1 protein-coding gene is annotated in these 1,400 nt (G+C 41.3%); it reads left to right on the forward strand.

All coding sequences use genetic code 11. The features are described 5' to 3' along the window. Window positions 1-68 precede the first annotated feature (68 nt). Entirely contained in the window at window positions 69-1,391 is a 1,323-nt protein-coding gene (locus tag I6F66_RS20575) for an IS4 family transposase (protein ID WP_101162806.1), read from the forward strand. Window positions 1,392-1,400: the final 9 nt, after the last annotated feature.

Below are 1,400 nucleotides of genomic sequence, written 5' to 3' on the forward strand. Positions count from 1 at the left end.
GGTTGACCGATCCAAACGATCATGCAAAATCCGTAGTTAGGAAACTAACTACGGATTTTTTTGTGAATATAGAACAAGCACTGCAAGCAACACTTGAAGAAAGCAGCCGATACCATACCTTTGAAAAATTATCAGAAATTCTTGACCCTGAAATCATTGAACAAGGTTTTCAACAAGCTGGGATTGCAACCGTTCGTAAGCGAAGGTTACCGCTTGAGGCCGTTTTGTGGTCAGTTATTGGCATGGCATTGTTTCGAAAAGAATCGGTTTGGAATATCGCTAATAAGCTAGATATCATGTTACCAGGCAAGAACCAACTCGTTGCTCCAAGTGCGATGGTACAGGCGAGACAAAGGTTAGGTGATGATTCCGTTAAACACGTTTTCAATAAATCTGCTCAATCAATGTATAAGCAACAGTCATTCGAAACATGGAATGGTTTGAACCTATTAGCTGTTGACGGTGTTGTGTGGCGAACAGCCGACACGCCTGATAATCGTAAAGCCTTCTCTTCTGGTAGCAACCAATACGGTGATACAGCCTTTCCTCAAATACGCATGGTCTGTCATATGGAATTGACCAGCCATCAACTGCTCAGTAGCGAGTTTGATAACTATAAAACCAACGAGATGAAATTAGCTGAGCGTTTAATTGAACGTACACCAGATAATTCACTGACTATGTTTGATAAAGGATATTATTCTTTAGGCCTGTTAAATCGTTGGCACCAAACTGGGAAGATGAGGCACTGGCTGATACCAGCAAGGCCCGACTTACAGTATGAAATCATCTCCAGCGCGGGTAAAAATGACCATATCATTGAATTGAAAACAACAAAGCATGCACAAAAAAACTTTCCCGATGTTCCTGAAACGATTAAAGCGAGATTAATCAGTAAAACAATAAAGGGTAAAAGCTACCGTATATTAACCTCGATGACGGATAGATTGCGTTATCCAGGTAATGAAATTGTTGAATTATATTGTCATCGTTGGGAGATAGAGCTTGGGTTTAGAGAAATCAAACAAACCATGCTTGATAGCGCATACCATTTAAGAAGCAAGCGTCCAGACATGGTGCGTCAGGAGCTATGGGGCGTGTTACTCGCCTATAATTTAATACGAAGAATAATGACGATGGCGGCGACAGTTACAGGGATATGGCCTAACCAGCTTAGTTTCTCTAGCAGTTCGATGGCTGTCATTCAGTATTTCTCGTCAGTATCTATAATGAGTCCAGGGAACATTCCAATACACTGGCAGCACTTACTCAATACACTGGTCTTATTTAAGCTTCCAGCTAGACGAGAGGATAGAAGATATCCCCGATGGGTTAAGCCAAAACCATCTAAGTATCCCCATAAAAAGAAAAATGCCAGTCAGCTTAACTGACTGGCATTA

This window comes from Pseudoalteromonas sp. NZS100_1 (assembly GCF_015864285.1).
In the GTDB taxonomy this organism is placed as follows: domain Bacteria; phylum Pseudomonadota; class Gammaproteobacteria; order Enterobacterales; family Alteromonadaceae; genus Pseudoalteromonas; species Pseudoalteromonas arctica.